Raw genomic sequence first — 25203 nt, 5'->3', positions numbered from 1 at the left:
CCTCTTCAAGATTAACTGACCGTTTTTTCTTCGCGGAGCGACTCGGGCAGCAGTTTCACCATGCCTTCAAGCACATCGAACGGATGGTGTTTGCCAGTTTTGTTTTCATCGATGGCCATGACTAATTGCTGGCCCGATATACTGAAGCCGACAGCACGTCCGAAAGCAGCTGATTCTTCCACCAGTTTTCCGCCATTGACAGCAGATGTCCCATTCTCAGACAACCGGATGGAAATCACCTTGCCATTTTGTTTGATGGACTCTACACCGACTTGGCGTGCCCATACTTTCATGCGCGCGATGCGCAGCAAGCGATCGGTTTCAATTGGCATATCGCCGAAACGGTCGATCAATTCATCTTGCAGTTCTGCCACTTCTTCCACACCTTCAATGCCTTTGACGCGTTTATACATCTGGATTTTTTGATAACCATCGCCAATATAGCTGTCTGGAATGTAAGCATCAACATTAAGCGAGATTTCAATTTCCGGAATCTCTTCTTTCTTGATGCCGGTGCGCCGCTCTTCGATCGCTTGTTCAAGCATCTGTGAATACAAGTCGAAGCCGACCGAATCAATAAAGCCATGCTGCTGCGAACCGAGCAGATTGCCCGCCCCGCGAATCGATAAATCGCGCATGGCAATCTTGAAGCCCGATCCAAGTTCAGTAAATTCCTTGATAGCCATCAAGCGTTTTTCTGCGACATCTGTCAGCACTTTATCCCGCTGATACATGAAATAAGCATAGGCCACTCGGCTTGAACGGCCAACGCGCCCACGCAATTGATAAAGCTGCGACAAGCCCATGCGGTCCGCATTATGGATGATGAGCGTATTGACGTTCGGGATATCGATGCCGGTTTCAATGATGGTCGTCGTCACTAAGACATCGTAATCACCGTCAAGGAAACCAAGAATCACCGATTCCAGTTCCGACTCCGACATCTGTCCATGGGCATAGCCCACTCGGGCTTCCGGCACTAATGCTTGGATTTCTTCTACTTTACGGGTCATGTCATCCACCCGGTTGTACAAGAAAAATACTTGGCCGCCGCGAGCCATCTCCCGTTCAATTGCTTCACGGACAAGCGCGCCGTTGTATTCCATGACATAGCTTTGCACCGGGAATCGGTTTGCCGGCGGTGTTTCGATAACGGACAAATCGCGGACTCCAATCATCGACATATGGAGCGTCCGCGGAATTGGAGTAGCTGTCAGCGTCAATACATCGACATTTGTTTTCATTTGTTTGATCTTTTCCTTATGGGTAACGCCAAAACGCTGTTCTTCATCTATGATCAACAAACCTAAGTCTTTGTAAGCCATGTCTTTTGATAAAATCCGGTGTGTTCCGATCACCACATCAACTGAACCGTTCTTCAAGCCCTTAACGGTTTCCGTCTGTTGTTTTTTCGAACGGAAACGGCTCATGAGGCCGACTTCTAGCGGGTAATCTTTAAAACGTTCACTCATTGTTTCATAATGCTGCTGTGCAAGGATCGTCGTCGGCACCAAAAATGCTACTTGCTTGCCATCGAGCACCGCTTTAAAGGCAGCGCGAATTGCCACTTCCGTCTTGCCATAACCTACGTCTCCGCAAATCAAGCGGTCCATCGGCCGTTCTTTTTCCATATCCCGCTTTACTTCATTGATCGAGCGCAGCTGATCGACGGTTTCTTCATATGGAAATTCGGCTTCAAACTGCCGCTGCATGTCTTGTTCTTCAGAAAATGCATAACCTTTTAATGCTTCGCGTTCGGCATAAAGTTTAATGAGATCATCCGCTATGTCCTGAACGGCAGCTGAAACTTTCCTGTGTGTCTTTTTCCATTCCGCGCCGCCCATTTTATGCAGCTTCGGCTCTTTTTCTTCTGAGGCAATGTATTTTTGGATGAGATCAATCTGGTCGACCGGCACGAACAATTTATCATCTGCTTTATAGACGATGTGCAGATAATCCTTGTGGACTCCGCCGATTTCCAGTGTCTCGATTCCGATATACCGCCCGATTCCGTGGTGGATATGGACCACATAATCCCCCGGTTTGATTTCCGAATAACTTTTGATCCGCTCGGCGTTGGTCAATTTTTGCGGACGCGTCTTTTTCTTCGCCTGCTTTTGGAACAATTCACCGTCGGTAATAATGGCCAAGCGCTGCAGCGGCATTTCAAAACCAGCAGACAAATCGCCATCAATCAAATACATGTTGCCGCCTTGGGGCTGAGTGGATGAAGTAATGATTTCTGCTTCCATGTTATAGTCTTCCAGCACCGAACGGACTTTTCGCAGCCGCTCTTCACCTTCCGCTACGATAAACACCTGGAACTTCCCTTGTTCCCAGCGTTCCACTTCCGCTTTCAATAAATTCATCTGGCCATGGAAAGATTGCATAGGCCTGCATGAAAAAGTAATGGAGTTCTTAATTTGGACTATTGGAAAAGTCCGGACGAATAGCGACAGAAATGCCATCTTTTGCTTGGTTTTAGCAAGCACTTCCCGAAAAGCATAAGACAACCGGACCCCTTGAAGAAATTTTCCTTCTTCCAGAAGTGAGACGATCCAGTCGCCTTCTTCACGTTCCAGCGTTTCAGTCATTTCCTGAATCCGTCCGAGCTCATCAAACAGAACAATGCCCTCGGCCGGGAAATAATCACCTAAAAAAGCGGATTGGGATTCGACCAGCGCCGCATACTTAGCCACTTGGTCCGGCATATTGCCTTGTCGCAGCATATCGATGTCATGCTGAATATGCTGCAGCAACGCTTCTTTTGTATCTTCCGCTTTGATTTTCTTCAAAGAAGCCGCCAGCTGCTCTTCCAGCTCGTCAGCTAAATCCAGCTTTTGCTCTCTCGATAGCACCAATTCAGTTGCCGGCAAAATGCATAGCGACTTCATTTTTTCGAGAGAGCGCTGATCTTCCGCTGAAAAAAGACGAATTGAATCCACTTCGGTATCAAAAAGCTCAATACGTGCCGGATGCTCAAAATTTAGCGGATAAATATCAAGGATACCGCCGCGCAAGGCAAATTCGCCCGGCGTTGTTACCATCGGCGTACGGGAATAGCCCATCGCCACTAATTTCGACAGCCATTGCTGAGTATCAATTTCTTCACCTTCTGCTACCCGCAGCGTTGATAACTCCCATTGGTCTTGAGTAGGCATCAATTTTCGCATACCTGCGACTGGCGTGATGTAAATTCCTTTTCCGACACTGTACATATGATTGAGCGTATCGATGCGGTGAGCTCTTAGTTCTGGCCCTGAAAACGAAACATCTGCCGCTATCAGCTCATCCGCCGGATAAAGATGAACGAGCTCTTCTCCCATCAGTTTGACCAAATCATCATAGATGCGCTGTGCATTCAATAGATTAGGCGTTACAACCAATAATGGCGACCGGGAATCGGACCAGACAGTTTGATAAAAAACCGGCCGCGCACTGCCAGTAAGTCCGGAAATCAACTGATGGTCACGGCCTTTTTTCAAATCCGCTATGAATTTCTGTATATGGGAATCCTCTGAAAACGTCTGCAAAATCTGTTCCATTAAGATTCCTCCCTTCAAATTAAATAAGGTGGTGTCATTATTTATCATACAAGAAACAGAAAAAAGCCCTGAACGCCCTCAGCGCCAAAGCAAGTTTATGATCCATTAAAATTATTCATTACTTCCAGATACGGTTTCGACAGCCATAACTCACATGCTTCCGCACTTTGTTTGACCGCTTCTGCAACTTCCGGAATTTCACTTTCCGAAAAGCGCGACAGCACGTAATCCGGCACTTTCATGCCTGCAGGAGGGCGGCTGATGCCAATGCGGATGCGGTTGAATTGCTGAGTCCCTAAATGCTGGATCAGTGACTTAATGCCATTATGGCCTCCCGCACTGCCTTTTTGGCGGAGCCGCAGCTGGCCAGTCGGCAAATCCAAGTCATCATAGATGACGACAATATCGTGGATGTCTATATCGTAATAGTCCATTAAAGCCCCGACACTTTCACCCGATAAATTCATATAAGTGAGCGGTTTTAACAGCATCACTTTTCCTTCAGGGCGGTGGATGATGGAATACATGCCTTTAAACTTGTTTTGCGTCAAAGGCGCATTCCACTTAGAAGCCAGGTAATCAATCACTTTAAAGCCGATATTATGCCGTGTCTGCTCATAGGTTTTGCCAGGATTCCCCAAGCCGATAATCAGTTTCATAAGAATCTTCCTTTACTTTTTCGCTGCTTTTTATTTTACCATATTGGTACATGAAAACAGAAAAATAGGGGCTGTCCTGAGACAGCCCCTTTATTTTGCTAACTTAATCCTTCTTCTGGTCATTCGCTGGCTCGCCGCCGATTACTTCTGGTTGAGCGCCTTCACCGGTCGGTGCTTCAAGCTCATCCAATTCATCCTGCGTACGAGGAGCGGTTACGGATACAAGGATAAAATCATCTTCATCCAAAATTTCATAAGAAACAGTTCCGCGAATGTCGCCGACTGTCAAGTGGTCACCAATGGCAAGATTGGATATATCCACTTCAAGCGCATCGGGAATATCAGCAGGTTTAACTTTAATCAAGACTTCACGATTCGGCTGGTTAACGACTCCGCCTTCTTTTTCTCCCGGAGATTCACCGATTACATGAACAGCTACGGAAATTTCAAGCTCATCTGACATATTGACTGCCAAAAAGTCTACATGTTTGAAACTGCCTTTTAACGCATCGCGTTGGAAATCACTTAATACGACATTCAGTGTTTTTCCTTCTACTTCAAGGTTAATGACCCCGTTGCGTCCAGATTCGCGCAATGTTTTAATCAAATCAATTTCTGAAACTGATACAGGAATAGTTTCTGTCTGATAGCCGTAAACGACTCCAGGTACGATTCCTTTATTGCGTAGTTCCGTTAATGCAGAGTGAGGTGTAGCGCTGTCTCTTTTTTGTACCGATATTTTTGACGTCATATATTCTCATCCTCCAGTATAATTGTCCATAACAAGTATTTACCCTACTCCAGGAAAAACAAACCTAAAGGAATTTTAAGTATTTATTCAGATCAATCAAACAGCGTGCTGACTGATTTTTGTTCATGTACGCGGACAATTGTTTCCGCCATTAATTTTGCAACAGAAAGCTGTTTGATCTTCGCAGTTTTCTTTTCTTCCGGCAACGCGATTGAATTTGTCACAATCAATTCTTTGATGACAGACTCGTTGATCCGTCCGACTGCAGGGCCTGAAAGCACAGGATGTGTACAGCAAGCATACACTTCTTTTGCTCCGCTCTTAACCAGCGCACTGGCTGCAATGGTAATGGTGCCGGCTGTATCGATGATGTCATCGATGATGATAGCCGTTTTTCCTTCCACGTTCCCGACAATATTCATGACTTCTGCTACGTTCGGACGTGGACGGCGCTTATCAATAATAGCGATCGGCGCTTTCAAACGGTCTGCCATTTTACGTGCACGTGTTACACCGCCGTGATCCGGTGAAACGATAATGACGTTATCCAAATCGATGCCGCTGTCATTCAAGAAATAATCCGACAGAAGAGGCACTGCCAGCAAGTGATCAATCAAAATATCAAAGAACCCTTGGATTTGAGGCGCATGCAGGTCCAGTGCGATGACACGTGTTGCTCCTGCTGTTTCCAGAAGGTTTGCTACCAATTTAGCTGTGATTGGTTCACGTGAACGCGCTTTGCGGTCTTGGCGGGCATAGCCGTAATAAGGCATTACAACGTTCACAGTACGGGCAGAGGCACGTTTTACTGCATCAATCATGATCAGCAGTTCCATCAAATTCTCATTGACCGGCTCGGAAGTTGATTGCACGATAAAAACGTCACAGCCACGGATACTTTCTTCAATATTAATCTGGATTTCACCATCACTGAAGTGGGTAACTGAACTTTTTCCAAGCGGTAAACCGACGTGCTTGGCAATTTCTTCCGCCAGTTCCGGGTTTGAATTTAATGCAAAAATTTTCATCTTAGTGGTTGCTGCATCAATTTGATAACTCATTTCGTGTGTAGCCTCCTATTATTTTCTTGAATTTAATTTGTTTACATAGCCTTCTTTGTTTTCTTGACGTGCGCGTGCAATCGCTAAAGCATCGCTCGGCACATTTTTAGAAATGGTAGATCCTGCGGCTACGTATGAGCCTTTACCAATAGTAACAGGGGCAATCAGGTTTGAATTACACCCGATAAACGAGTCATCTTCAATCGTAGTGAGAAACTTGTTCTTGCCATCGTAATTGACAGTTATGGTGCCACAGCCGATATTGACGTTTGTGCCAACATTTGCATCTCCGATATAGCTTAAATGCGAAACTTTACTGCCATTTCCAAGCGCCGATTTTTTCACTTCAACAAAATTGCCGATTTTCACTTCATCGCCTAATTGCGACTGCGGGCGCAGATGCGCGAAAGGTCCTACTGCTGTATCATTTCCGACCGTGCTGTCGTAAACATGCGATGAACGGATAACCGTCCGGTCGCCGATGATACTGTTTTCAATATGGCTATTTGAAGAAACGAGGCAGTCTTCTCCAATTTTAGTGTTTCCTTCGATAATTACATTTGGCTGAAGAACTGTATCTGCGCCGATCTCTGCTTCGGCACTGATATAAGCTGTAGCTGGATCGATAATGGTAACACCGGCACGCATGTGTTTTTTCGCGATGCGTGCGCGCATGATGCGTTCCGCTTCACTTAAAGCTACACGGTCATTGACGCCCAGCGTTTCATCAAAACTGTCTGTGGCATAGGCAGCCACTGTTTCTCCCTGCTTTTGCAGAATTTCAATGACATCCGGCAAATAATACTCGCCTTGAGCATTATTGTTCGAAACCAATTTTAACGCTTCGAATAGTGCCTGGTTGTCAAAACAGTAAGTGCCTGTGTTGATCTCTTTCACTTTTTGCTCTTCGGCAGAAGCATCTTTCTGTTCAACGATTTTTGAGACGCTTCCAGCTTCATCGCGCAAAATCCGCCCGTAACCTGCTGGATTATCCGCAATAGCTGTCAAAATAGTGGCTTTTGCGTTTGTTTCTGCATGGTGGCTAAGCAAAGCCTCCATCGTTTCAGGGCGGATCAAAGGAGTATCCCCGCACACCACTAATGTCGTGCCAGGCAGCCCTTCAATCAATGAAGCAGCTTGCTGTACCGCGTGCGCCGTTCCCAATTGCTCTTCCTGAAGCGCATACTCGCTTTTCGATCCAAGTTGTTCTTGCACTTTTTCAGCACCGTGGCCAACAATCGTCACAATTTTTTCAACGCCCAGCTGTGCTACGTTATTGGTGACGTGTTCAACCATCGGCATGCCGCAAACAGGGTGAAGCACTTTATAAAGTTTAGACTTCATTCGCGTCCCTTGTCCGGCGGCTAATACTACTGCGTATGTATTCGTCATGTCATCCGGTCCTCCAATCGATTCGTCTGTTATCTATTTCATTATAGTAATGGATATTTTAGCTTTTCCTTATTGACTATATCCGAAAAACCTTGATTATTCAAGGTTTCCGAGCATGACAATACCATGACATTATCAATTGGCCATAAAAAAAAGAGCCCTATCTATAATAGAAGGCTCGTGAGGTGGCGCGTTTAAACTCCAGCTTCTTCAAAGACCGGGTCATTTTCGCTTTGGTGATATGCAGTCAAAATAGCTTCTTGAAGCTTGTTGCGTGTGCCCGAATTGATTGGATGCGCAATGTCCCTGAATTCTCCATCAGGTGTCCGCTTGCTTGGCATAGCGACGAATAATCCCTCATTGCCGTCAATCACCCGGATATCATGCACAACAAACTCGTTGTCCAGTGTGATGGAAGCGATTGCCCGCATCCGGCCATCTGTTTGTACACGCCGAAGCCTTACGTCAGTTACTTCCATTGTGTCACCACCTTTCCTCTTAGATGCTTTTTATGTTGCTAATATATGTAATTCGCCGCAGGGGCCTAATCTCCTTCATAAATTACATAATTTATTAGAAAATTTACTTAATGGCTTTTATATAAAAAGAATTAAAGGAATCGACTTTTAATACCGTTTTGGGCATGGCTCTCTTCCGCGGCAAGCGGAGCTGTTTTGCGAAATAGCAACAAGTGAAGCTAATTAAGTCAACATATAAAATAAAAAACCACCCCGAAGGATGGTTTGGTTTACTCTGTGATTTTTGCAATAACTTCAATTTCCACTTTTGCATCTTTCGGCAGACGAGCCACTTCTACGGTAGAACGAGCCGGCTTATGATCACCGAAGTAAGAAGCATAGACTTCGTTCAGTGCTGCAAAATCGTTCATGTCTTTAATGAACACGGTTGTTTTAATGACGCTTTCCAAAGAAGAACCTGCTTCGGCCAGAATGGCTTTGAGATTCGCGAAGACCTGGTGCGCCTGATCAACGATTGAGCCTTCAACCATCTCTCCTGACGGCGTCAACGGAATCTGCCCTGAACTGTAAAACAATTCCCCAAAAATAACACCTTGTGAATACGGTCCGATAGCTGCTGCTGCTTTGTCTGTTGCTACAAATTTCATGTTAAAACCCTCCATTAGTAAAGTAGTTTCCTTCTTCCAACGCAATGGTCCGCTCTTTTTCGCTGACTTCATGCAATTTGACAAGTGACAAGTATTTTTCAACGAGGCGCTCGTCGGAATGCTCCGCTTCTACCAACACGGCTACTCCTGCAAGTGTGCATTCGAATTCTTCGAGTAAATTTTTCATGCCGTTCATCGTGCCGCCGACTTTCATGAAGTCATCGGTAATTAATACCCGCTGACCACTCTTCATGCTGCGCTTAGACAGCACCATGGTCTGAATGCGGCGCGAAGAACCGGAAACGTAGTTGATGCTCACAGTCGAGCCTTCCGTCACTTTGCTGTCTCTTCGGACAATGACGACTGGAACATTGAGATGGCGGGCAATGGCATGGGCAATCGGAATCCCTTTGGTGGCGACAGTCATGATAACATCAATTTTTTTATCCGCAAAAGCGGTAGCAAAAACCTTGCCGATCCGGTTCATGATATCAGGATTGCCCAGGACGTCCGTCATGTACAAGTATCCGCCCGGCAAAAGCCGGTCTGATTGGCTTAACTCTTTTATTAGTTCAGCCATAATGCCTTTGATTTCTTGTTGGTGAAGTTTCGGTATATACTTCACGCCGCCGGCCGCTCCCGGTACGGTCATCAATAACCCAATCCCTTTTTCTTCAAACGTCTCTTTGACAATTCCTAAGTCTTCACTGATTGAAGACTTGGCCGATTCATAGAGATCTGAAAAATATGTAAGGGGAATCAGTTTATGTGGATGGTCCAAAAGATAATGTGTCATATCAACTAACCGTTCACTGCGCTTCCACTTCATCTTACCCTCTCCTAAACACGAATGATTTATAGAAAATTTACCATAAATGTACGTATTTAAGCAAGTGACTCTCGTTCTCCAATCAAACGCACCGCATAAACTTCTGTACAGAATCCTCTTAATCCATTGTAAATACGGGGGATCCGGGCTTCTTGCTGGACTAGCCCAAAAACTGTTGGACCGCTTCCGCTCATCAACACCGCATCTGCTCCAAATTTCTTCATCTGGTCTTTGATCTGGGCTACTTCCGGATACAGATTCAACGTCACACTTTCCAAAGCATTGCCTAAATTAGCACACATGGCATTGTAATCGCCTTTAGCGAGCGCTTCAATCATTTCTTCTGTATTAGGATGCTGGGCGTTTTCCACATCAAAGGCACCGTAAACTTCCGCTGTGGAAACACCGATCGTCGGTTTGGCCAGAATCACCCAGCAATTAGGCGGAACGGGCAGCTCCTGGATAATTTCCCCGCGTCCTTTTGCAAGTGCTGTACCGCCATAGACACAAAAAGATACATCCGAACCGATTTTCGCACCCAGTTCAGCCAGTTCATCGAGCGACAAATTCAATTGCCATAATTGGTTTAATCCTTTTAAAGTGGCAGCCGCATCGCTGCTCCCTCCTGCCAGTCCAGCCGCAACCGGAATTTGTTTGTCCAAGGAAATAATGACTCCCGATTTAATGCCGTATGTTTCTTTTATCAACTGAGCTGCCTGGTAAGCTAAGTTGCGGGAATCATTCGGAACAAAGCGATCAGCGGATTCAATATAGATTCCGCTTTCCGTTGCTTTCAACCCGATCCGATCAGCCAAGTCGACTGTCGTCATGATCATTTCAATCTCATGATAGTTATCGGGGCGCTTATGTAAAACATCTAACGTTAAATTGATTTTGGCAGGCGCCTTCACGTAGAGCATCCCACTGCCTCCTTTTTATATTCTGATGAAGACTATTTTAACACACACAGGGCGCTACGGGAAAAATGGCGAAAATAAACAAAAAAACTCACAGTCCGTTAAGCCAACGGGCTGTGAGTTCCAAAAATCATATAAATGCCGTTCATTATTTAACAAAAAGTGCTTCTTCTGTTCCTTCATGCACAATAATTTCTACTGCTTCTGTTAGAATGTCTGCGTAGCTGTAAGACACGCGTTCAAATGAATGCTCATCTTGATCAAGTTCAATTACGAACACCGAGTGATACGTTTCTCGTAAGATTCCGGCGCGTTCGACCGTTTTCTTACGTCCTCCATTTGCCTTTAAAATCAATCGCTTTCCCAAATGCAGGTCCAACGACTTTTTAATATCCGCCAAAGTTTTGGGCATCTTGTCTACACCTCACTATAGACAAAGTCTACCAGAATTTGACCCTACGGTCAAGTAAATTCCTAATTTTATCAGCGTTATATAGCAACTGTCAATATTTTTTTATTCGAAATATCAGGATTGCTCAAAAAACAGCTTAAAATTGTAACATAATGTTAAATATTACCCGAAATAAGCATGCAGTTTATCGGCAAGCAAACCGAATTCTTTTATAGAAAGAGTTTCTCCTCGGCGTGATGGTTCAATTTCTGCTTCTTCCAACGCTTTTAAAATCAGCTCTTTTTTTTCTTTGCCAAGAGGCATCGCCGACTGTAAATTGTTCAAAATGGTTTTCCGGCGCTGAACAAACGACCCTCTAGTTACCGTGAAAAAGAAATCTTCATCAATCACCTTTACTTGCGGTTCCGGGCGTTTAATCATCCGAATAACAGCGGAATCAACATTTGGTTGTGGCATAAAGACGGTCTTCGGTACAGTCAGAGCCATTTCTGCTTCGGTGTAATACTGGATAGCAATCGACAACGATCCATAGGCTTTTGTGCCAGGCTTTGCTGTGATGCGCTCCGCTACTTCTTTTTGGAGCATAACCACTAAACCTCGAATTGGCAGTTTTTCAAGAAGCAGCTTCATAATAATCGGTGTTGTGACATAATAAGGCAAATTTGCTACCACCATGATGTCTTCATATCCTGCAAGTTCTTCCTCAATGGCTGTCTGAACATCAGCTTTTAAGATATCTGAATGAATAATGGAGATATTGTCGTATGGAGATAAAGTGTCTTTCAACACCGGCAAAAGGCGCTGATCAATTTCAAACGCCAGCACTTTGCCTGCTTCACGAGCCAAATGTTCTGTCAAAGCTCCGATTCCAGGTCCGATTTCAATAACGGCTGACTCTTTTGTTAGCTTTGCCTTGCCGACAATTTTCCGGAGAATATTTGGATCAATCAGGAAATTTTGGCCGAGGCTTTTCTTTACAGTCAGGCCATGTTTTACCATGATTTCCTGAGTGCGTATAGGTGTGGCAATATCTTTAGTCATGAAAGTTCCTCCTGGTTTAACGCTTGTACAGCTTCGATAAATTGAGTTTTGGAGATTCCAAACATATGAAGCCTTTTTTGAAGCTGTTTTCCATTGGTATAGCCTATTTGGAGCAGAGCTCCTAGGCGGATTCGGCGCATTTTAGCTTGAGGGTGCGCAACTAATGCTGCGTCCATCAAATCCTCCATGGTAATTTCAACCGCATCTTCTGTTTGACGTGGCGTATACACAGCGGATAATGCTTCTCGGATATCTTCGTCTTTGGCATGTTCTATCCCAAGCCCTTTGCCGTTTTTCGCAATGGTCTTTTCTTTTGCTAAAAAGGCATGTTTTACACCCGGCACATGTTCTTCAATAATAGCACGGATTCGCTGTCCAGGATAATCAGGGTCTGTAAAAACGATGACTCCCCGTTTTTGCTGGGCATGGGCAATGCGCACCAGCGTTTCTTTAGAAATTGCAGAACCGTTTGTCTCTAGCGTATCTGCATTTATAGCACGTTTGACTGCTACTGTATCGTCTTTTCCTTCAACTATGATTATTTCTTTGATTTTCACTTTTGTTCCTCATTTCCAGCACTTCTTGTTTTCTCCCACTTTAACGGATGTGGCTTTAAAGTTCCGTTTAGCCAAGCTACTACTCACAACACATAAAAAGCTTCCCTGAGTAAAGTATCTCTTTATTCTACACGCAGCCGGGCACATAAGTAAAAGGCTTTCCCGGGAACTCCCAAGAAAGCCTTTGCTGGTACCGCTATCTTCATTAGTTAAGGACTGTAACTTTTAGCTGCTGGCGTCCAAATGCGACAGCATCTGAATGATTGGCCATAAACAAATCAATCTTGTTTCCTTTGATCGCTCCGCCTGTATCTCCAGCAACCGCATAACCATATCCTTCTACGTAAACTTTAGAGCCAAGCGGAATGACATTCGGGTCTACCGCGATGACTTTAAGACCTGGATTCGCCATTAAGTTAATGCCAGTAGCGGTAATGCCTGAACAGCCTGCACAGCTTGCTGTATACGCTGTAGCGGATACATAGAACTCTTTGCCGCTAGTTGGCGCAGCCGCTTTAGTTGAAGCAGCCGCTGCTTTTCTTGAAGGTTCAGCTTTTTTAGCCGGTGCTGCTTTAGGTGCGGCCGCTTTTTGAACTGGCGCAGCTGAAGCTTGTTGAACCGGTGCTGTCGCAGCTTTTTTCTCGGGAGCTTTAGCAGTGGCACCGCGTGAAACGCTGGCAACAACTACTTTTGTTCCAACTGCTGTAACTTGTTTCGTCGGTTCTTTAACCGTTTTTTTACTCTTAAGATCGCGTTTTACTTCTTTGCCGTTTTCTTTCACAACTTCATAAGTTTTAGAAACGACACCATTCTGGCCTTTTTGGACAAGTTTTTCCTGCCCTTTTAAAAGCTTAGAATCTTTTTTCGTTTCTGCTGCGAATTTCACAGAATCCTCCACTACATCGGTGACCTTTTCTACACGAACCACTTGGACTTTGGAATTCGGAACAACTTTTTCATCCATTCCGTTTTCAACCCGGTCAAGTTCGCCTAGCTTAATTTTGTTCTGTTTTAAAAAGTCAGCGACCGTAGTCGAAGTGGACCATACTTTTTTCTCTTCCAAGCCATCTAGCAGAGTTACCTCATATGCTTTTTCAACAGAAATCGCTGTATCCTCATCTACTTCTTCATTCAATGCGGGTGTAACTTTATCATGTTCTGTAACTTCAACATTCGCTTTCGCTAAAATATCTTTTACTGTATTGGCTGTAGTCCAGGCAGCTGTCTCTTTGCCATCAACCGATACTTTATATTGCTCTGCCTGATCCCATTCAAGTGCAGTGTCTTCTTTAATAGCGCTATCTGCAGATTGGCTTAAATAATCATCTTTAGCCACTTGTATTTGTTGTTCTTCTAAAAACGCTCCTACTGTATTAGCGTGCGTCTTAACTTCTGTTGTTTCACCGTTTGCCGTCATCTTCACCGTATTTTTCGTTCCTTCGTAAATAGCGAACGTCAAAACAGCAGCAAACATCAATACAGTAGCAATTGCAACAAGCAAAGATTTTCCTTTATATATATTAACTGGCTTGCTATTTTTTTCTTGTTCTGTCAAAAATAACTCCTCCTCATTCACTTGAGTGATTATATAGACTCGATTTCCTTGTGTCAACTTAAATAGGCTTTTCTTATTTTGACTCTTGCTCTGTTAGTTTGAAAAACTGTTCTGCGTTCCGTGTCGTAATTCGGGCAACTTCTTCTATGGAGATGCCTTTCAAGCGGGCAATCTCAGCTGCGACAAGAGGGACATAGGCTGGTTCATTCCGTTTTCCGCGATAAGGATGCGGAGCCAGGTACGGTGCATCCGTTTCAATCATTAAATGATCGAGGGGAATTTCTGCTGCGACTTCTTTCGGCTTTTTGGCATTTTTAAAAGTGACTGGTCCGCCAAGGGAAATCATGAAGTTCATGGCAATGCTTTCACGTGCTGTTTCTACACTGCCGCCGAAGCAATGCATCACGCCACCGACTTCATGTGCTTCTTCTTCTTTTAGTATGCGCAGCACATCCGATGTCGCATCCCGATTATGGATAATGATCGGCAATTTGACTTTTTTGGCCAGTCGAATTTGTTTGCGGAATACTTCTTGCTGCACTTCTTTTGGAGATTTGTCCCAGTAATAGTCCAAGCCGGTTTCTCCAATTCCCACCACTTTTTCATGAGCCGCCAACTCTTCAATCCACTTTAAGTCTTCTTCTGTGCAATCAATGGCATCTACTGGATGCCATCCAACTACGGCATATATAAAATCATGTTTCTCGGCAAGCTCGATAGCACGTTCGATCGTTTTTCGATCGAACCCAATGACAACCATTTTTGTAACATTGTTTTCTAAAGCTCTGTCGATTACTTCATTTAAATCTTCATCATACTGGTCTGTATTTAAATGCACGTGGGTATCTATGAACATCAGGCATTCTCCTCACATTACACCTTATTCTAATCGTTTCCTTCGTTTCTTTCTTCACACCAATATTACAGTTGTATAACAAAACATGTTATTTGTATAACAATTCAATCCATTTATTGGCATATTGAGCCAATAAAATACAAAATAAAAAAGGGCCTGTAATTTCTTACAGGTCCTTTTAAAATCAAAACATCCTTTTTTCACTCTATGGAATGAACTATTATGGATAATTATTTCTCTTTATTTAATTTGAGCGCCATTTGGCAATTTCTCGTCCACTGCCGCTAAAGTCAAATATCCGTTTTTCTCCCCAGCCAAAATCATCCCTTGAGAAAGCTCGCCGCGCAGCTTAACCGGTTTCAAATTGGCCACGACCACTACTTTTTTGCCGACTAAATCTTCTGGTTTATAATGCTCTGCAATTCCAGAAACCACTTGGCGCTGCTCATAACCTAAATCCAGTTGCAGTTTCAGCAATTTCGAAGTTTTTGGAACTGCTTCGCTGGCAGTTACCGTCGCTACCCGCAGATCCACTTTCATAAATTCATCAATTGTGATCTCTGGGACATCGGGTACTTCTTCAATAATCTCTTCCACCAGTTCTTCTGTTTCTGCTGGGGCATCAGTTCCCCGCATTTGCTCGCGGATATAGGCAACTTCTGGTTCTACTTCAAGACGCGGGAAAATCGGTGTACCTTTTGATACCACTTTAATGCCTTCTGGGATCTTACCGAATTCCTGCAATGTGTCCCATGCTAAAAATTCTTCAGACAAGCCCAGTTGTTCAATAATCTGCTTTGGTGCATTCGGCAAGAATGGCTGAAGCATGACGGCGGTCATCCGCAGGCTTTCAGCTAAATGAGCCATAACCGAAGCCAGTTTGCCAACAGCGTCTTCATCTTTTGCCAATACCCATGGCTGTGTTTCATCGATGTATTTATTGGTGCGTGAAATCAATGCCCATACTTCACTTAGCACAATGCTGAATTGCATTTTTTCCATATGCTGCTCATAAACTTCCACTGTATGTTTAGCTACTTGCTGGAGTGTCGCATCAAACTCCGTTTCTTGCCCTTTCACTTGCGGAACTTGTCCGTCAAAGTATTTATTGATCATCGATATCGTACGGTTCAACAAGTTGCCTAAGTCGTTGGCCAAATCAAAATTTGTGCGTTCCACAAACGATTCAGGCGAGAAGACGCCATCTGAACCAAATGGCAGCTCACGCAGCAAGAAATAACGGGTCGCATCGAGTCCGTAGCGCTCTACCAGCATTTCCGGATAAACCACATTGCCTTTTGATTTCGACATTTTGCCGTCTTTCATCATGATAAAGCCGTGGGCGAAAACTTTCTTCGGCAATGGCAACTCCAAAGCCATCAAGAAAATCGGCCAATAAATGGTATGGAAGCGGACAATGTCTTTGCCGACTACGTGGACATCGGCTGGCCAATATTTATTAAATGCTGACTCGTCATCTGAACCGTAGCCAAGCGAAGTAATATAATTCGATAAAGCATCCACCCAAACATAGATTACATGTTTGGGATCTCCAGGAACCGGAATTCCCCAGTCAAATGACGTTCTTGAAACGGATAAATCTTCAAGACCCGGTTTGATAAAGTTATTGATCATTTCATTTTTGCGGGATTCAGGTTCAATAAATTCGACATGGTTCTCATAATAATCAAGAAGGCGATCCGCATATTTCTTCATATTAAAGAAGTAGGACTCTTCTTTAACTTTGTGGACTGGCCGGCCGCAATCTGGGCAATTGCCATCCACTAACTGTCCTTCAGTATAGAAAGACTCGCACGGTGTACAATACCAGCCTTCATATTGTCCTTTGTAAATATCGCCATTGTCTAAAAACGTTTTAAAAATCTTCTCGACGCCTTTTTTATGGCGATCTTCAGTAGTTCGGATAAAATCATCATAAGTAATGTCCATAGTGGACCATACCTTTTTAGCAGCGTCAGCCATTTCATCCACATATTGCTGAGGGGCTTTTCCAGCTTCTTGAGCTTTTTCTTCGATTTTCTGGCCATGTTCATCCATGCCAGTCAAGAACCGAACGTCAAAGCCGCGCAAACGTTTGTAACGGACCATAGCATCCGAAGCCACTGTAGTATAAGCAGTTCCAATATGGAATTTTCCGCTCGGATAATAAATCGGTGTTGTCAGGTAAAAAGTATTGTTGTTAGCAGTCACGAAAAATTCCTCCAGTTTCTTTGTATAGTTCTTATTTTAACGAAGTCGCCAATATTGTACAATCTTTCAATTCCAAGACCCTTTTTTCGACATTGACGAAGTAGCGTAAATATTTAAAAAAAGACCCGGTTTTTTTCATATCTCCTTAGTCTGGCAGATTAACAATAAAAATAACTTTAAACATCAATTTTGCGTCATATAATGTAAAAATTTATTATAATTTCGATAGTTTTATATTGACCAAATTGCCAGTACTTGGTATGATTTATGACAGGAAGTGGTAAATGTCGAATTTTGACGAAAAACATCCGACAAATTTGAAGGGAGATTATTATTATGAAATCGACAGGTATTGTACGTAAAGTTGATGAACTAGGCCGAGTGGTAATTCCAATTGAATTGCGCCGCACTTTAGGAATCGCAGAAAAAGATGCTTTGGAAATTTACGTTGACGACGATAAAATTATTCTAAAAAAATATTTACCTAATATGACTTGTGCTGTGACAGGAGAAGTATCCGATGACAACATGCAGTTGGTTGGCGGTAAGCTGATTCTAAGCCCAGAAGGCGCAGAAATGCTAGTAAAAGAGATTCAAAACAACTTGAAAAAATAAGTCAAGACGGTAAAAAACCGGAACGCTTCCAGCGCTCCGGTTTTTTATATATGATATGCCTGATAAACATCCCGTTTTGCTAGATTGCGTTCCTGCGACACTTCTTTAATTGCTTCTTTAGAAGTCAATTGTTTCTTCTCCATCAGTTCATCTACATGAGCGGCAATCGATAAATGCTCCCACCATTTCTCTTGTTCAACGATATCGGGAGAATCGTTTCCTTCTATAATAATGCAAAATTCTCCTCGAATAGTATTCTCTTCTGCCCACTCTACAGCCTCTTCAATGGTGCCGCGTAAAAACTCTTCAAACTTCTTTGTGATTTCACGGGCTAAGGTAATTTTACGTTCATTGCCGAAAGTTTTTTGCACGCTTTTTAAACTGTCTTTTAATCTATGAGGCGCTTCGTAAAAAATCAAGGTTTCTTCTTTTTGGCTCAGTGTTTCCAGTTCAGCATGGCGCTCTTTTTTATGGCGTGATAAAAATCCATAAAAAAGGAAAGGCTGCGGGCTGATGCCAGAGGCAATCAATGCACTAAGCGCGGCATTGGCACCAGGAACTGGCACTACCGGAAAGTCTTCTTCTACCACACGCTGCACGATATCTTCTCCTGGATCTGAAATGCATGGCATACCGGCATCACTAACCAATGCCACCGACTTTCCTTCATGCAAATAAGAAAGAATTTTATAGCCGCCGCTGTCTTGATTATGCTCATGATAGCTGACGAGCTTGGTTTGAATATCAAAGTAATTGCATAAATTTTTCGTGTTGCGGGTGTCTTCCGCTGCAATGATGTCCACTTCTTTTAAAATGCGGATGGCTCTTACGGTCATGTCTTCCAAATTGCCGATCGGCGTTGCTACTAAATACAGTGTCGCTTTGTTTTCCACAAAACTTTTCTGGGACTTCATTTGCCATCTTCCTTTCCTTCAGCAATATAGCGGATTTTTTTCGGTTTCGATAATTGCTTGAAGGCATATTCCGCTTTCATCGCTGCGGGCTTTGCATCAAAACTTTCATGGTGAATCATTTTGACCGGACCTTTGGCTCGTGTATATTTCGCGCCCTTTCCACTGTTATGAGCTTCCAGCCGTTTCTGCAGGTCATTGGTATAACCGGCATAGTAAGAACCGTCGGCACATTCAAGCACATAAAAATAATGCTTATTCGCTTCCATAAAGCAATTCTCTCACTTCTTCTGTATATTCCCCGTTCTCTCCATAAACAATCAGCGGCGGCAGGATTTTCAAATCCGGCTTGCCGTCTTTTATGCCTTCAATTAACAGTGTATTCGCTTCTTTCCCGGCTTTTGGGTAAACCAAACGAACCCTTTTCGGCTCCAGCCGATTCGCACGCATGGCTGTGATGATATCAATGAGGCGTCCAGAGCGGTGCACAAACGCTGCTTTCCCGCCTTGTTTCAGAAGCTTGCTGGCGGCCTCGACAGATTCATCCAGGGTTAAATAGAGTTCGTGGCGGGCAATTGCCATATGTTCACTGAGGTTTTTATCACTCATTTCATGCGCAGGAAAATAAGGAGGATTACAGGTTACTACATCGAATTTCTCAATTCCAAGCTGAGCCGGGATTTCCTTTACATCGCCTTCAATAATGCTGATTTGCTGGTGCAAACCGTTATATTCCACGCTTCTGCGTGCCATGTAGGCAAGCCGTTCCTGAAGTTCCACCCCAATGATGGAAGATTCCGTTCTAGCGCTTAAGAACAACGGAATGGCTCCATTGCCCGTACATAAGTCCACGATTTTTCCGCGTTTTAGCGGCACATAGGCAAACCGAGCAAGAAGTACCGCATCCAGCGAGAATGAGAACACGGATGGACTTTGGATGATCCGCAAATCTTCCGCCAATAAATAATCCAGTCTTTCGTCATCCAATAACATCTTTCCACCTCCTTATACATAATAAAAGGCTGCCGCCACAAAAAGTGTCGGAGCCTTTTTTTATTGTTGTCCAGCTGCAAGAGCCAGTCTCTCGGGTCATAAGCAGCCCAGTTATGCAGCAAAGAACGCCGCTTCACTGGTCTGTCTTATACTTATCAGAGCTGAACAGGCGCTTCCGCTTTCTTTCAGTTTTGCTTGTTTAAAAACGACAGGCAAAACAGGCAATCATCGCCTTTTCGTGAACTGCCAAAATGCACATGGCATACATGGTAACCTTCATGGTATAAACGTGCCAAGTTATCGTAGCCTTCTCCGATATCCATAGCTGCTTTTTTCAGTTTTACCGGATCCACAACTGCTGTTTCCGGAACCGCTTTATGAAGTTCATCCAAACGTGCCCGCAAATGATGATTTTCAAGCTGCAGGGCATGATGTTCTTCCATCGTATGGGCCACTACCGCTTTCAATTCACGAAACTGCTCTTGCATCGATTCTAATTGCTGTTCAAAATCCATGACCGTGTCTAAAAAGTTCTTCTCTTTCACTTAAAAACCACCTCACGCTCTCGTTCCTTGGCCCATTATCTCACTTAATGAGTATTCTAATGTCTGTTCTTGCTCAGCTAAGCGAATTTTTAACACACGCTCTAAAATATTCATGCCAACAACGCGGCCTTCCCCGTCTGGAGTTGTGACACGGGCACCAACATCCGGCATTTCTTTTTTAGCAGTTTCATATTCGTCGTTCTCGTATTTCAGGCAGCACATCAAACGTCCGCATAACCCGGAAATTTTCGATGGATTCAGAGACAGATTTTGATCTTTTGCCATTTTAATCGATACCGGCTCAAAGTCGCCCAGGAATGTTGAGCAACAAAGCATCCGGCCGCAAGGGCCAATACCGCCCAGCATTTTCGCTTCATCTCTTACCCCAATTTGCCGAAGTTCAATGCGAGTCCGGAAAATGGAAGCTAAATCCTTAACCAAATTGCGGAAATCGACGCGTCCTTCTGCTGTGAAATAAAAGATGACTTTATTGCGGTCAAATGTATATTCCACATCTACTAATTTCATCTCCAAGCGATGCTCTTCGATTTTTTGCGTGCCCATTTCGAAAGCACGTCCTGCTTCCAAGCGATTTTCTTCTACTTGCTGGCGGTCCCGGTCAGTCGCTACGCGTACCACTTGTTTCAATGGCAGCACAACATCATTTTCCTCAACCGTTTTTACCGGCACAACAACTTTTCCGTATTCTATACCCCTTGCAGTTTCTACGATGACATAATCGTCTTTTTCAATCGCAAATTCTCCTGGGTCAAAATAATATATTTTACCCGCCTTTTTAAAGCGGACACCAATGACATTATACAATTGCTTATCCCTCCCGCAGGTTCAGCATTAACTGCTCCATGAGCAGCGTTCGATTCATATTGCGCGGCAATTGCTGTTTGGCTTGTAAAATCGCCTGCAATTGCTTAGATAATACTGGAAACGAACGCTGAAGCGCCAACTGCTTCCATGTTTCTTCCATATCTGGATATGTTCGCGCAGTTTCAAGACCCGCTTTTACCGAAGCGATGTCCCGATATGCAAATAATAACATGTCGAGCCCTCTTTCGGTATCCTCTTTTTCTTTAAATACTGGAAGCCATTCAGATTGCAGCAATAAAAGAGCCTCGTGGACATTGCTGTTAATGGCTTCCATTAATTTTAACACAATTTTGCGCTGTTGGATAAAAGCTTCATCCGAACTTAAGCGCACCGCCTCTTCGGTATTTTGTGTCACCATGCTAACAGTCGAAGCCATTGAAGCAGTCATGCCACCGATAAGCAACTGCTCCATCATTTTCGGCCGCGACAGCGGCTGAAACGATACAATCTGGCAACGCGACCGGATTGTCGTCATGATGGCATTGAGTCGTTCCGTCAACAAAATGGCGGTAACGTTCATTTCGGGTTCCTCTAAAAATTTCAATAACGCATTAGCTGAGGCATTATTCATTCGGTCTGCATCTTGAATTACATATATTTTACGGCCGGTACTAAAGCCCGTTTTATTCATATTAAAAATCAATTCACGGATCTGATCGATTTTGATATTTTGTCCATCCGGCTCAATAAAGACGATGCTTGGGTGGTTGCCTGTATTATAGAGATGGCAACTATGGCATGTTTCACATGGAACATTTTTTATAGGAGCTTCGCAAAGCAGAAGCTTTACAAAAAAATGAGTCACTTCTGTTAATCCGGAACCGGCTGGCCCTTCAAATAAATAAGCATGCGCCAACCGATCTTTTGCATAGGCACCTTGCAGTCTTTTCATCACAACCGGCTGCATTTCCTGAAACTCTTCGATTGTCTTTTGCATATTTTCACCTTCATTCAGCCTTTGTAAAAAACCCCGTGTTCCAGTGGGAGCACGGGTATCTCATCTAACATATATTACTTAACGCGTTTTGCGTCTTAAGGGATGTTTAAAAATGATGGAACTGTTCAATTGGCAAGACAAAAATTGTCGCGCCTCCTACTTCCACTTCAACCGGATATGGAATATAAGAATCTGCATTGCCGCCCATTGGTGAAACAGGAGCAACCATTTGTTCACGTGAACGGCAATTATCCCGGATTAAATCCATCAATTTCGGTACGAGGCCATCCTCGACACCAATCAAAAAAGTGGTATTCCCTGAGCGCAAGAACCCTCCAGTACTGGCAAGTTTGGTAGCCCGAAAATCATTTTTTGTCAACGCGTTGGATAAGCGATTACTATCTTGATCCTGCACGACTGCAACGACGAGTTTCATCAGCACTCACTCCTTTTCTGTATTCCTTCTATATAAGTATACCATGAAGAAAAGCCTACACTGCATATCTTCCCAGCGTTTATCAAATTCTGGGTGGATTTATAAAATCAGTGACTGTCTGGAAAGCGTACTGGAACACCGTCTCGATATCCCTTTCAGCATCAATCACTTGAATCCGGTCTGGATACTGTCCAACAAGCAATTGATAGCCTTCACGCACCGCTTCATGGAATTTTAACGATTCCACATCCAAACGGTTGACTTCCCGGCCTGCATCTTTTTCAATGCGGGCAAGCCCTACTTTGGGGTCTACATCAAAATAAAGCGTTAAATCCGGCATGTATTCATCTATGGCAAACTTATTGATAGCATAGATTTCTTTTATGCCAAGGCCTCTCGCATGTCCTTGATACGCCAAACTGCTATCTATGTAACGGTCACATAAAACCACTTTTCCAGCTTCAATGGCTGGAATAACTTTCTCGACTAAATGCTGCCTTCTTGCTGCGGCATATAGCAAAGCTTCTGTCCGTGCATCCATTTTGACATTGTCACGATCCAAGATGACTTTCCGGATTTGTTCTGCAATATCAATCCCGCCCGGTTCTCTTGTACAGACAACTGAAAGTCCTTGTTGCTCCAATGCAGAAGCCAGACGTTTTAAAATACTGGTTTTTCCGGATCCTTCTCCGCCTTCCAGCGTAATCAAATAACCCATTCTTTTCTTCACCTGATTTCTTCATGTTTAATCCCTTTAACTATACAGGAAATGAATCTCTTAGAACATGGTAGACACAGCCCGGCTTCGAGCATCTCAAAGAGGCAGCAGTACGAGCTTATTCCTCATCTTCTGCCACTTGATATGCTTCTTCATACAACACAAGCTGGCTATTGATTTCCGGTTCTCCGTCTTTCTTTTTGACATAACGGTACTGCCCTGTTGCATCTTGTTCCCGCGCCTTCATATTATCTTTTAACGCAATCTCCAAAACATGCTCTATTTGAGCTTTGATTCGATCGCTGTAAACAGGGAATAAAATTTCAATGCGGTTTTCCATATTTCGCGTCATCATATCCGCCGAAGACAAAAACGTCTTTTCTTCTCCATTATGGTAGAAATAATAAATTCGGCTATGTTCCAAAAGGCGGCCGACAATGCTTCTGACACGGATGTTTTCACTCACGCCTTTAATCCCTGGGCGCAGGCAGCAAATTCCCCGGACGATCAAGTCAATTTTCACTCCCTCGATCGACGCTTCGTATAATTTCTTGATGAGTTCTTTATCGGTCAAAGAATTCATTTTAGCGATAATGCGGCCATTGCCAAATTTCTTATGGGATTGAATTTCCGCTTCGATCAATTCAAGAAAGTCTTTTCGAATGCTGAACGGTGCTACGGATAAATGATGGAATTCCGGCTTTTCGGTATAGCCGCTCAAAAAATTGAAAAAGTTGGTCGCATCTACCCCGAATTCCCGTACGGAAGTGAATAGGCTCATGTCCGTGTAAATCTTCGCTGTCTGATCGTTGTAATTGCCCGTCCCCAGATGTACAAAACGAGCTATTTCTCCATCCTTTTTGCGTACAACCAAGGTAATTTTGCTGTGAGTTTTAAGATGGGTCATACCATAAATCACATGGCATCCAGCTTGCTCCAGCTCTTTTGCCCATTGGACATTGTTCTCTTCATCGAAACGCGCTTTGAGTTCCACCAAAACAGTGACTTGCTTGCCATTTTCAGCCGCTCTTTTTAATGCTTTAATAATCGGTGAATCCCCACTAACCCGGTACAGGGTTTGTTTAATCGCCAATACATCCGGATCATCAGCCGCTTTTGACATAAAATCCACGACCGGTTCAAATGATTCGTATGGATGATGAAGAAACACGTCTTGTGCAAGCACTTTATCAAAAATGTCTTCATGAGAAGACAAGTCGCGAGGCGGTTGAGAAATCCGGCTTTCGTAGACAAGTTTCTTATGCGTTTTAGCCATTTTTTTATAAAAATTGAAAAACAGCGTTAAATCCAATGGACCTTCAATTTCATACACATCTTTTTTGCTAATTTCCAAGGCTTCTGTTAAATAAGCCAGCATTTCGGGATCTATGCCTTCTTTTTGCACTTCAAGACGGACCGCTGCCCCCCATTTACGCTTCCTCAGCTCTTCTTCAATCTCTTTCAATAAGTCGCGGGCGCCTTCCTCATGAATTGTCATGTCGGCATTGCGAGTGATACGGAAAATCGATGTAGAAGCCACTGTAAAGCCTTGAAACAGCTTGCCAATAAAATGCCTAATAACATCTTCTAATAAAACAAAGCGCTCCTTGCCTGCCTTGGTGTCCAAATAAACAAAACGATCGAGTACTGCCGGCACTTGAACAATCGCTGTTTTAAATTGATTTTTTGCTTCTTCATCTTGATCTTTTAGCAGGACTGCCAAATTGATGCTTCTATTCAAAAGCATGGGAAATGGCCGATACGCATCAATTGCTAATGGCGTAAGGACAGGAAAAATCTGCTCATCGAAATATGTTTCTATTTCTTTAAGCTCCCGGTCCGCCAATTCCGCCATTTTGAAAATCCGGACTCCTTCATGCCTCATTTTTGGAATCAATAAATTGCGCAATGTCTGATACTGCAATTCTACTAATTGATGAGTTTTATTGCCGATTTCTTTCAATTGCTGCCTCGGAGTCATGCCGGCTTTATTTTCCGGCCCTGCAAAACCTACTTTTACTTGATCTTGGAGACCAGCTACTCGTACCATAAAAAATTCGTCGAGGTTCGAACTGAAAATTGACAAAAATTTGAAACGCTCCAGCAATGGATTGCGTTCATCTATTGCTTCTCTCAGCACCCTTTCGTTAAAAGCAAGCCAGCTAAGTTCTCGATTGTTGTAATAAGAAGGATTATCCAGATCAACGGTATTTTTTTTCGTCGTAATCACATTCTCCGCCATCCTTTGTCT

At 43.7% G+C, this 25203-nt stretch carries 25 protein-coding genes; 1 reads left to right on the top strand and 24 read right to left on the bottom strand.

The annotated features are described in order from the left end of the window. Positions 1-11: 11 nt before the first annotated feature. The 15 genes from mfd to metG all read right to left on the bottom strand — a co-directional run bounded on the left by mfd (position 12) and on the right by metG (position 16912). Complete coding sequence (gene mfd / locus QWY16_RS00280; protein ID WP_300990900.1) at positions 12-3545, bottom strand: transcription-repair coupling factor; 3534 nt, start codon at positions 3543-3545, stop codon at positions 12-14. Between the two features lie 95 nt (positions 3546-3640). After that, a complete protein-coding gene (gene pth, locus QWY16_RS00275; protein WP_300990899.1) occupies positions 3641-4204 on the bottom strand; it encodes an aminoacyl-tRNA hydrolase in 564 nt (187 codons plus the stop codon). Between the two features lie 103 nt (positions 4205-4307). Continuing rightward, entirely contained in the window at positions 4308-4955 is a 648-nt protein-coding gene (locus tag QWY16_RS00270; RefSeq protein ID WP_300990898.1) for a 50S ribosomal protein L25/general stress protein Ctc, read from the bottom strand. 92 nt (positions 4956-5047) lie between these two features. Continuing rightward, a complete protein-coding gene (locus tag QWY16_RS00265) occupies positions 5048-5983 on the bottom strand; it encodes a ribose-phosphate diphosphokinase (RefSeq protein WP_300993206.1) in 936 nt (311 codons plus the stop codon). 51 nt (positions 5984-6034) lie between these two features. Continuing rightward, positions 6035-7408 (bottom strand): bifunctional UDP-N-acetylglucosamine diphosphorylase/glucosamine-1-phosphate N-acetyltransferase GlmU, encoded by a 1374-nt coding sequence (gene glmU / locus QWY16_RS00260; RefSeq protein WP_300990897.1) that lies wholly within the window; start codon positions 7406-7408, stop codon positions 6035-6037. 194 nt (positions 7409-7602) lie between these two features. Beyond that, positions 7603-7887 carry a septation regulator SpoVG gene (gene spoVG / locus QWY16_RS00255; RefSeq protein ID WP_300990896.1) on the bottom strand — a complete coding sequence of 95 codons (285 nt, stop codon included), beginning with the start codon at positions 7885-7887 and terminating at the stop codon, positions 7603-7605. A 269-nt stretch (positions 7888-8156) separates the two neighbouring features. After that, positions 8157-8534, bottom strand: a complete 378-nt coding sequence (locus QWY16_RS00250) for a RidA family protein (RefSeq protein WP_300990895.1) — start codon at positions 8532-8534, stop codon at positions 8157-8159. A gap of 1 nt (position 8535) precedes the next feature. After that, positions 8536-9363, bottom strand: a complete 828-nt coding sequence (gene purR, locus QWY16_RS00245) for a pur operon repressor (RefSeq protein WP_300990894.1) — start codon at positions 9361-9363, stop codon at positions 8536-8538. A 56-nt stretch (positions 9364-9419) separates the two neighbouring features. Continuing rightward, positions 9420-10283: a 4-(cytidine 5'-diphospho)-2-C-methyl-D-erythritol kinase gene (ispE, locus tag QWY16_RS00240; RefSeq protein ID WP_300990893.1), complete on the bottom strand. Its 864-nt coding sequence runs from the start codon at positions 10281-10283 to the stop codon at positions 9420-9422. 145 nt (positions 10284-10428) lie between these two features. Then, positions 10429-10692: a biofilm formation stimulator Veg gene (veg, locus tag QWY16_RS00235; protein WP_300990892.1), complete on the bottom strand. Its 264-nt coding sequence runs from the start codon at positions 10690-10692 to the stop codon at positions 10429-10431. A gap of 162 nt (positions 10693-10854) precedes the next feature. Further along, the gene (gene rsmA, locus QWY16_RS00230) at positions 10855-11733 is read right to left on the bottom strand and encodes a 16S rRNA (adenine(1518)-N(6)/adenine(1519)-N(6))-dimethyltransferase RsmA (RefSeq protein ID WP_300990891.1); all 879 of its coding nucleotides are present in this window, start codon (positions 11731-11733) and stop codon (positions 10855-10857) included. Beyond that, the gene (rnmV, locus tag QWY16_RS00225; protein WP_300990890.1) at positions 11730-12290 is read right to left on the bottom strand and encodes a ribonuclease M5; all 561 of its coding nucleotides are present in this window, start codon (positions 12288-12290) and stop codon (positions 11730-11732) included. Before rnmV ends, rsmA begins: the two co-directional genes overlap by 4 nt. Positions 12291-12495: 205 nt before the next feature. Then, positions 12496-13845: a G5 and 3D domain-containing protein gene (locus QWY16_RS00220; RefSeq protein ID WP_300990889.1), complete on the bottom strand. Its 1350-nt coding sequence runs from the start codon at positions 13843-13845 to the stop codon at positions 12496-12498. A 73-nt stretch (positions 13846-13918) separates the two neighbouring features. Next, on the bottom strand, positions 13919-14701 hold the full coding sequence (locus QWY16_RS00215) for a TatD family hydrolase (RefSeq protein WP_300990888.1): 783 nt from the start codon (positions 14699-14701) through the stop codon (positions 13919-13921). A gap of 240 nt (positions 14702-14941) precedes the next feature. Further along, positions 14942-16912: a methionine--tRNA ligase gene (metG, locus tag QWY16_RS00210; protein WP_300990887.1), complete on the bottom strand. Its 1971-nt coding sequence runs from the start codon at positions 16910-16912 to the stop codon at positions 14942-14944. 336 nt (positions 16913-17248) lie between these two features. Here metG and abrB point away from each other — a divergent pair, with 336 nt between their 5' ends. Continuing rightward, positions 17249-17527 carry a transition state genes transcriptional regulator AbrB gene (abrB, locus tag QWY16_RS00205; RefSeq protein WP_036802110.1) on the top strand — a complete coding sequence of 93 codons (279 nt, stop codon included), beginning with the start codon at positions 17249-17251 and terminating at the stop codon, positions 17525-17527. 44 nt (positions 17528-17571) lie between these two features. On the opposite strand, the gene rsmI is transcribed toward abrB, so the two are convergent. The 9 genes from rsmI to QWY16_RS00160 form a co-directional block, all read right to left on the bottom strand. Next, the gene (gene rsmI / locus QWY16_RS00200; RefSeq protein WP_300990886.1) at positions 17572-18441 is read right to left on the bottom strand and encodes a 16S rRNA (cytidine(1402)-2'-O)-methyltransferase; all 870 of its coding nucleotides are present in this window, start codon (positions 18439-18441) and stop codon (positions 17572-17574) included. Continuing rightward, positions 18438-18707, bottom strand: a complete 270-nt coding sequence (locus QWY16_RS00195) for a GIY-YIG nuclease family protein (RefSeq protein WP_300990885.1) — start codon at positions 18705-18707, stop codon at positions 18438-18440. Before QWY16_RS00195 ends, rsmI begins: the two co-directional genes overlap by 4 nt. Then, positions 18694-19431, bottom strand: a complete 738-nt coding sequence (locus tag QWY16_RS00190) for a tRNA1(Val) (adenine(37)-N6)-methyltransferase (protein WP_300990884.1) — start codon at positions 19429-19431, stop codon at positions 18694-18696. The genes QWY16_RS00195 and QWY16_RS00190 overlap by 14 nt, the downstream gene beginning before the upstream one ends. 185 nt (positions 19432-19616) lie before the next feature. Beyond that, positions 19617-19976: a DNA replication initiation control protein YabA gene (yabA, locus tag QWY16_RS00185; protein ID WP_300990883.1), complete on the bottom strand. Its 360-nt coding sequence runs from the start codon at positions 19974-19976 to the stop codon at positions 19617-19619. A gap of 12 nt (positions 19977-19988) precedes the next feature. Beyond that, complete coding sequence (locus QWY16_RS00180; protein ID WP_300990882.1) at positions 19989-20801, bottom strand: PSP1 domain-containing protein; 813 nt, start codon at positions 20799-20801, stop codon at positions 19989-19991. A 4-nt stretch (positions 20802-20805) separates the two neighbouring features. Beyond that, positions 20806-21798: a DNA polymerase III subunit delta' gene (gene holB / locus QWY16_RS00175; RefSeq protein ID WP_300990881.1), complete on the bottom strand. Its 993-nt coding sequence runs from the start codon at positions 21796-21798 to the stop codon at positions 20806-20808. 106 nt (positions 21799-21904) lie between these two features. Then, positions 21905-22234, bottom strand: coding sequence for a cyclic di-AMP receptor DarA (darA, locus tag QWY16_RS00170; RefSeq protein ID WP_052649532.1), 330 nt, complete (start codon positions 22232-22234; stop codon positions 21905-21907). Positions 22235-22316: 82 nt separating this feature from the next. Further along, on the bottom strand, positions 22317-22952 hold the full coding sequence (gene tmk / locus QWY16_RS00165) for a dTMP kinase (protein ID WP_300990880.1): 636 nt from the start codon (positions 22950-22952) through the stop codon (positions 22317-22319). A 118-nt stretch (positions 22953-23070) separates the two neighbouring features. After that, complete coding sequence (locus QWY16_RS00160) at positions 23071-25194, bottom strand: RNA degradosome polyphosphate kinase (RefSeq protein ID WP_300990879.1); 2124 nt, start codon at positions 25192-25194, stop codon at positions 23071-23073. Positions 25195-25203 lie beyond the last annotated feature (9 nt).

This window comes from Planococcus shenhongbingii, assembly GCF_030413635.1.
Taxonomy (GTDB): domain Bacteria; phylum Bacillota; class Bacilli; order Bacillales_A; family Planococcaceae; genus Planococcus; species Planococcus shenhongbingii.
This window is presented reverse-complemented; position numbering and strand designations above follow the sequence as displayed.

What these genes read in the sequence shown, in the direction of transcription:
- mfd (WP_300990900.1), bottom strand. Translation starts at nt 3,545, where the DNA reads ATGGAACAGATTTTGCAGACGTTTTCAGAGGATTCCCATATACAGAAA.
- pth (WP_300990899.1), bottom strand. Translation starts at nt 4,204, where the DNA reads ATGAAACTGATTATCGGCTTGGGGAATCCTGGCAAAACCTATGAGCAG.
- QWY16_RS00270 (WP_300990898.1), bottom strand. Translation starts at nt 4,955, where the DNA reads ATGACGTCAAAAATATCGGTACAAAAAAGAGACAGCGCTACACCTCAC.
- QWY16_RS00265 (WP_300993206.1), bottom strand. Translation starts at nt 5,983, where the DNA reads ATGAAAATTTTTGCATTAAATTCAAACCCGGAACTGGCGGAAGAAATT.
- glmU (WP_300990897.1), bottom strand. Translation starts at nt 7,408, where the DNA reads ATGACGAATACATACGCAGTAGTATTAGCCGCCGGACAAGGGACGCGA.
- spoVG (WP_300990896.1), bottom strand. Translation starts at nt 7,887, where the DNA reads ATGGAAGTAACTGACGTAAGGCTTCGGCGTGTACAAACAGATGGCCGG.
- QWY16_RS00250 (WP_300990895.1), bottom strand. Translation starts at nt 8,534, where the DNA reads ATGAAATTTGTAGCAACAGACAAAGCAGCAGCAGCTATCGGACCGTAT.
- purR (WP_300990894.1), bottom strand. Translation starts at nt 9,363, where the DNA reads ATGAAGTGGAAGCGCAGTGAACGGTTAGTTGATATGACACATTATCTT.
- ispE (WP_300990893.1), bottom strand. Translation starts at nt 10,283, where the DNA reads ATGCTCTACGTGAAGGCGCCTGCCAAAATCAATTTAACGTTAGATGTT.
- veg (WP_300990892.1), bottom strand. Translation starts at nt 10,692, where the DNA reads ATGCCCAAAACTTTGGCGGATATTAAAAAGTCGTTGGACCTGCATTTG.
- rsmA (WP_300990891.1), bottom strand. Translation starts at nt 11,733, where the DNA reads ATGACTAAAGATATTGCCACACCTATACGCACTCAGGAAATCATGGTA.
- QWY16_RS00215 (WP_300990888.1), bottom strand. Translation starts at nt 14,701, where the DNA reads ATGTTCATAGATACCCACGTGCATTTAAATACAGACCAGTATGATGAA.
- abrB (WP_036802110.1), top strand. Translation starts at nt 17,249, where the DNA reads ATGAAATCGACAGGTATTGTACGTAAAGTTGATGAACTAGGCCGAGTG.
- rsmI (WP_300990886.1), bottom strand. Translation starts at nt 18,441, where the DNA reads ATGAAGTCCCAGAAAAGTTTTGTGGAAAACAAAGCGACACTGTATTTA.
- QWY16_RS00195 (WP_300990885.1), bottom strand. Translation starts at nt 18,707, where the DNA reads ATGGAAGCGAATAAGCATTATTTTTATGTGCTTGAATGTGCCGACGGT.
- QWY16_RS00190 (WP_300990884.1), bottom strand. Translation starts at nt 19,431, where the DNA reads ATGTTATTGGATGACGAAAGACTGGATTATTTATTGGCGGAAGATTTG.
- holB (WP_300990881.1), bottom strand. Translation starts at nt 21,798, where the DNA reads ATGCAAAAGACAATCGAAGAGTTTCAGGAAATGCAGCCGGTTGTGATG.
- darA (WP_052649532.1), bottom strand. Translation starts at nt 22,234, where the DNA reads ATGAAACTCGTCGTTGCAGTCGTGCAGGATCAAGATAGTAATCGCTTA.
- tmk (WP_300990880.1), bottom strand. Translation starts at nt 22,952, where the DNA reads ATGGGTTATTTGATTACGCTGGAAGGCGGAGAAGGATCCGGAAAAACC.
- QWY16_RS00160 (WP_300990879.1), bottom strand. Translation starts at nt 25,194, where the DNA reads ATGGCGGAGAATGTGATTACGACGAAAAAAAATACCGTTGATCTGGAT.